The organism is Rothia sp. HMSC062F03 (assembly GCF_001836905.1).
Classification (GTDB): Bacteria; Actinomycetota; Actinomycetes; order Actinomycetales; family Micrococcaceae; genus Rothia; species Rothia mucilaginosa_A.
This window is the reverse complement of sequence record NZ_KV830886.1, coordinates 38,387-43,810: the sequence shown is the minus strand read 5'-3', so window position 1 is coordinate 43,810 and position 5,424 is coordinate 38,387. Positions and strand designations below refer to the sequence as shown.

4 protein-coding genes and 1 tRNA gene are annotated in these 5,424 nt (G+C 60.5%); 1 reads left to right on the top strand and 4 read right to left on the bottom strand.

Annotation, left to right across the window (positions count from 1 at the left end):
• Window positions 1–294 precede the first annotated feature (294 nt).
• The 4 genes from HMPREF2674_RS06555 to HMPREF2674_RS06540 form a co-directional block, all read right to left on the bottom strand.
• Window positions 295–367 (bottom strand) — tRNA-Lys (locus HMPREF2674_RS06555).
• A gap of 215 nt (window positions 368–582) precedes the next feature.
• Window positions 583–1,611 (bottom strand): ketol-acid reductoisomerase, encoded by a 1,029-nt coding sequence (gene ilvC / locus HMPREF2674_RS06550; RefSeq protein WP_070483881.1) that lies wholly within the window; start codon window positions 1,609–1,611, stop codon window positions 583–585.
• 241 nt (window positions 1,612–1,852) lie between these two features.
• Window positions 1,853–2,353 carry an acetolactate synthase small subunit gene (gene ilvN / locus HMPREF2674_RS06545; protein WP_049333225.1) on the bottom strand — a complete coding sequence of 167 codons (501 nt, stop codon included), beginning with the start codon at window positions 2,351–2,353 and terminating at the stop codon, window positions 1,853–1,855.
• A complete protein-coding gene (locus HMPREF2674_RS06540) occupies window positions 2,353–4,158 on the bottom strand; it encodes an acetolactate synthase large subunit (RefSeq protein WP_070825189.1) in 1,806 nt (601 codons plus the stop codon). The genes ilvN and HMPREF2674_RS06540 overlap by 1 nt, the downstream gene beginning before the upstream one ends.
• A 463-nt stretch (window positions 4,159–4,621) precedes the next feature.
• Between HMPREF2674_RS06540 and HMPREF2674_RS06535 the strand changes: the two genes are divergently transcribed.
• Window positions 4,622–5,161 (top strand): hypothetical protein, encoded by a 540-nt coding sequence (locus tag HMPREF2674_RS06535; protein WP_070825187.1) that lies wholly within the window; start codon window positions 4,622–4,624, stop codon window positions 5,159–5,161.
• Window positions 5,162–5,424 lie beyond the last annotated feature (263 nt).

Genomic DNA, 5,424 nt, shown 5'->3' with positions numbered 1-5,424 from the left:
TGCAACACGCTAAACCGCGACAGCCTCCCCGCCCCAGTTCGCTAGGCACGGGGCGCACACAAAACCACCGCGATTCCCCCACAGAACCCGGCGGGATTCCACGACCCCCTGAACCACAGACACGCAGGGGTATAGATATTCCCCGCCGCGACATCAGGGTGTCCGAGCTCTGCGAGGACAGGTCCCCTGTAGGAGCAAGGGGAAATATCTATACCCCCAAGCTTCTCCAGTCTTTTTCGCGGGGAACGCAAAAATCCCGCCGATTCCGAAGAATCAGCGGGATTTTCTTTGAAGTGCGCCCCCTGGGACTCGAACCCAGAACCCATTGATTAAGAGTCAATTGCTCTGCCAATTGAGCTAGAGGCGCTTATTCTGTTTTTGCAGGTTTCCCTTGCAACAAGAAAATACTATACGCGCTTTCCACCCCACCCGCAACCCAAGGAAGCATGAACTGCATCACACATACCGTTTGGAGGATTTCATAGGGCTCTCGTTAGACAGAAATCCGGCGCCCCGCCCCTCCCCCACACGGGAGGAGAGGCGCGACGCCGGATTCTCAGAAAGCTATAGCTTGGCTACCGCTTAGCGAGCGACCGAACCCTCGGTGTAGTCGTCGTCAACGGAGTTCCATGCGAAGAGCTTACGCAGCTTGCGGCCGGTAGCCTCGATGGGGTGTGCCTCGCCCTTGGCGCGCAGTTCCTTGAACTCGGGTGCGCCGGCTGCCTGGTCGTCCATGAAGCGCTTTGCGAAGCTGCCGTTCTGGATGTCTGCCAGGACAGCCTTCATGTTCTCCTTGACCTGGGGGGAGATCACGCGGGGGCCGGAGACGTAGTCGCCGTACTCTGCGGTGTCGGAGATGGACCAGCGCTGCTTGGCGATGCCGCCCTCAATCATCAGGTCGACGATGAGCTTCATCTCGTGCAGAACCTCGAAGTAAGCGATCTCGGGCTGGTAGCCAGCCTCGGTCAGAACCTCGAAGCCGTACTGAACCAGCTGAGAGGTGGAGCCGCAGAGAACTGCCTGCTCGCCGAACAGGTCGGACTCGGTCTCTTCGGTGAAGGTGGTCTTGATGACGCCTGCACGGGTTGCACCCAGTGCCTTAGCGTAGGACAGAGCCAGTGCGAGTGCCTCGCCGGATGCGTCCTTCTCGACTGCAACCAGGGCGGGAACGCCGCGGCCAGCCTCGAACTCGCGGCGCACGATGTGGCCGGGGCCCTTGGGGGCAACCATGGCAACGTCGACGCCCTCGGGAACGGTGATGTAGCCGAAGCGGATGTTGAAGCCGTGTGCGAAGAACAGTGCGTCACCGGGCTTCAGGTTCGGCTCGATGCTCTCTGCGTAAACCTTTGCCTGGACCTGGTCCGGGGTCAGAATCATGATGACATCAGCTTCTGCTGCTGCCTCTGCGACGGTTGCAACGCGGAGGCCCTCTGCCTCAGCCTTGGCGCGGGACTTGGAGCCCTCGGGCAGGCCAACAATGACCTTCACGCCGGAATCGCGCAGGTTCAGTGCGTGTGCGTGACCCTGAGAGCCGTAACCGATAACTGCTACGGTGCGGCTCTGAATCACAGAGAGGTCTGCGTCGTCGTTGTAGAAAATGGTTGCTGCCATTTTTCTTCTCCTAAGTACTTTATGATATGCGGCCCAGGCTGGGCTCAACATTCACTATTTTACTTGAAAGCTGTTTAGTTTCGGGTTCTCGAGAGTACTTCTCAGCATCTGAAGCATCCGGAAGGTTCGCGAACCCTATAGAGCCGGGTACCGCATCGCCGCCGGTTTCCCGGCTGAAGCGATGCGATACCCGATCTGTTCCCCGCGTGTGCGGGGTTGTTCTACACTCGCGGTGCGGGTGTTAGATGCGCTCGCTCATGGCGCGGGGGCCACGGGAGAGGGCAATGGTACCGGCGCGAACAATCTCGCGAATACCGTAGGGCTCCAGGACATCCAGCAGAGCGTGAATCTTCTCTGCCGAACCGGTGGCCTCGATGACCACGGACTCGGGAGAGACGTCGATGACGGAGGCACGGAACAGGTCAGCTGCCTGAACAATCTGCAGACGTGCAACGGCGTCAGCCTTCACCTTGATGAGGATGTGGCCGCGCTGGGTCGAGGAGTCGGCGGGCAGCTCAACGACCTTGAGCACGTGCACGAGCTTGTTCAGCTGCTTAGTAATCTGCTCGATGGTGTGGGCGTCACCCTCGGTCACAACGGTGATGCGGGAGACACCGGGGTTCTCGGTCGGGCCGACGGCCAGCGAGAGGATGTTGAACAGTCGACGGGAGAAGAGGCCGGAGACACGGGTCAGAACGCCGGGCTTATCCTCTACCAGAACGGACATGGTGTGCTGAGACATTACTTGTTCTCTCCCTCGCGGTCAAAGTCGGGCGAAGTGTTCTTCGCAATCCAAATCTTGTCGTTCGACACGCCGGCCGGAACCATAGGCCAGACCAGTGCGTGCGGGCTCACGGTGAAGTCAATAACCACGGGGCGGTCGTTGATCTCCAGGGCAGCCTTAATGGTGGCGTCCACGTCTTCGTCGCGCTCGCAACGGAAGGTGGCGCAACCGTAGGCCTCACCGAGCTTCACGAAGTCGGGGATGCGTGCGGTGCCGTAGCCGTCCTTCAGGTCGGTGTTGGAGTAGCGCTCATCGTAGAAGAGAGTCTGCCACTGGCGCACCATGCCGAGGGAGGAGTTGTTGATGACGGCAACCTTGACGGGGATGCCGTTCTGGGCGCAGGTTGCCAGCTCCTGGTTGGTCATCTGGAAGCAGCCGTCACCGTCGATAATCCACACGGTGGAGTTGGGGTGTGCCACCTGGGTACCCATGCCGGCGGGAACGCCGTAACCCATGGTGCCGAGGCCTGCGGAGCTGATGAAGTGGCGGGGGCTTTCCTGGTTGAGGTAGTGTGCACCCCACATCTGGTGCTGGCCAACGCCGGTGACGTAGTAGGCGTCGGGGCCGGTCAGGGCGCCAATGCGCTCCAGCACGTACTCGGGCGAGCCCAGGCCGTCGGAGGGCTTCTCGTAGCCGAGCGGGTAATCCTTGCGGACCTCGTTCAGCTCGTTCCACCACTCGCCCAGGTTGGGCAGCTCCTGAGCGAACTCGGTGGAGAGCAGCTCGGTCAGCTCGGGCAGCACGTACTTCAGGTCGCCAACAATCGGGACATCTGCGAAGCGAATCTTGGAAATCTCGGCGGGGTCAACGTCGATGTGAATGACCTTGGCCTCGGGGGCGAAGGTGTCGACCTGGCCGGTCACGCGGTCGTCGAAGCGGGCACCCAGAGTGATGAGCAGGTCGGACTTCTGCATGGCAGCCACTGCGGGAACGGTGCCGTGCATGCCGGGCATGCCGAGGTTCTGGGGGTCGGACTCGGGGAACGCACCGATAGCGTTCAGGGTGGTGACGACGGGGGCGCCGATGAGCTTAGCCAGCTTGTGCAGCTCGTCGGATGCGCCAGCACGCACCACGCCACCGCCGACGTAGAAGACGGGGCGCTTGGACTCGGTGATGAGCTTGGCGGCTTCGCGAATCTGCTTGGAGTGGCCGCGGGTTGCGGGAGTGTAGCCACGCAGCTCGAGGTCCTCGGGGATGCCGCGGTATTCCATCATGCCAACCTGTGCGTCCTTGGTGACGTCCACGAGCACGGGGCCGGGGCGACCGGTGGAGGCGATGTGGAAGGCTGCGGCGAGCGCACGGGGGATGTCCTGTGCGTCGGTAATCATGAAGGAGTGCTTGGAGATGGGCATTGCCATGCCGACGATGTCAGCTTCCTGGAATGCGTCGGTACCGAGCAGCTTGGTGGAAACCTGACCGGTGATGGCGACCAGGGGGATGGAGTCCATGTTGGCGTCAGCGATTGCGGTCAGCAGGTTGGTGGCGCCGGGGCCAGAGGTTGCGATGCACACGCCGGTCTTGCCGCTGGAGACAGCGTAGCCCTGAGCTGCGTGGCCTGCAGCCTGCTCGTGACGGACCAGGATGTGACGAACCTTCTTGGAATCGTACAGGGGATCGTAGGTCGGCAGAATAGCTCCACCAGGCAGGCCGAAAACGTCAGTCACACCCAGGTCTTCGAGGGTGCGGACGATTGCCTGAGAACCGGTCATGCGTTCTGCGGGAGCGTTTGCCGCGTCATCAGAAGTGGAAAATCCCATGGTCATGGAAATGCCTCGTGTCTTTTGGTTCTTCGTTGTACTCAATGTTCTGCGTGGGATTTGTGTGGTCCTCACGCATCCTATGCCCGGTGGTACCAAGCTATAAAAAATGCCCCCCGCTGTTGGTGGTAGCGATAGGGGCGCTTAGTCGCAGTGAATAGACCCTGCCACGCGCCCTAGGCGACATCGACAAGGCGTAGAATTCGCTGGAACATTGCTGTCTTCACCCCTCTATAGTGCCCCTTTTCTGAGAGGTGAGTCAAGTCTCTAGAGGGGCGGCAACCGAGTTGTGAGCACATTAGCCCATGTCAGGCCCCATCTTTCATGATGTGGACACTCGGAACGCTGGTGCACTATCTTGCATGAACCTCACTCCAGCATCCGCAAAAGACGCGTATTACCCGGTTAATGATGCGTAATATCGCCGTAAACCCGTGACCTGTCTCCCCTACCCCGGTAGACTAAAGCTATGACCGAACCGATTATCCCGGTCGCCGACGAGCTGACCGAAGCAAGCAAGTACGCAGAGGTTGTCGACCCCCTCAACTCTCTGGAGAATCCCGAGTTCCTTACCGCCGAGGAGCTCGTGCGCGTGATGCACCCCGTCTTTGATGAGCAGATCATTAACTACGGTGCGTACAACCTGGTGTACGCGACGGGCCGCGCCGTGTACCGCAACCCCGATTTGGCGGTGCACCAGTCACCGGATCAGACGCACTTCATCATCGGCTACCAGGATTCTCCGGACGAGGTGATAATCGCGCCGATTAACATGCCGGGACTGACTCCCGCGGGTACGGCCACGACGATTGATAACACGAACGCCCTGCACGCCTATTCGGTGGGTGAGGACTCCGTGGTGATTGAATCGGTGAACGGTAGCGCGTTCGCGCTGGTCTTCGAGGATAATGCGGAGGTGGTGACCCGCTACGGCACAGGCCTGCTGGAGCAGGGTAAGGATGTGAAGGACTTCCGCGAGTTTGTGACGCGGATTTGGCCGGTCCTGTAATTGAGTTTTGCGTTTGCCCGCTGCAGCACTGGAAGCTGCGGCGGGCTTTCGTGTGCCTGCACGCAAAACACCAAGCCACCAGGCAACAGGCTAAACCGCGACAGCCCTCCCCCGCACCAGTTCGCTAGGCACGGGGCGCACACAAAACCACCGCGAATCTACCGCAACCCCGGCGGGATTCCGCGAACCGCTGAACCACAGGACATAAAGAGGAGCGGGGTGGCACATCGGTAGCGCGCCGTGTTTTCCGGAAGCGCCCTCAG

Coding starts and splice junctions, on each gene's coding strand:
- ilvN (WP_049333225.1), bottom strand. CDS start 2,353: ATGTCTCAGCACACCATGTCCGTTCTGGTAGAGGATAAGCCCGGCGTT.
- HMPREF2674_RS06535 (WP_070825187.1), top strand. CDS start 4,622: ATGACCGAACCGATTATCCCGGTCGCCGACGAGCTGACCGAAGCAAGC.
- ilvC (WP_070483881.1), bottom strand. CDS start 1,611: ATGGCAGCAACCATTTTCTACAACGACGACGCAGACCTCTCTGTGATT.
- HMPREF2674_RS06540 (WP_070825189.1), bottom strand. CDS start 4,158: ATGACCATGGGATTTTCCACTTCTGATGACGCGGCAAACGCTCCCGCA.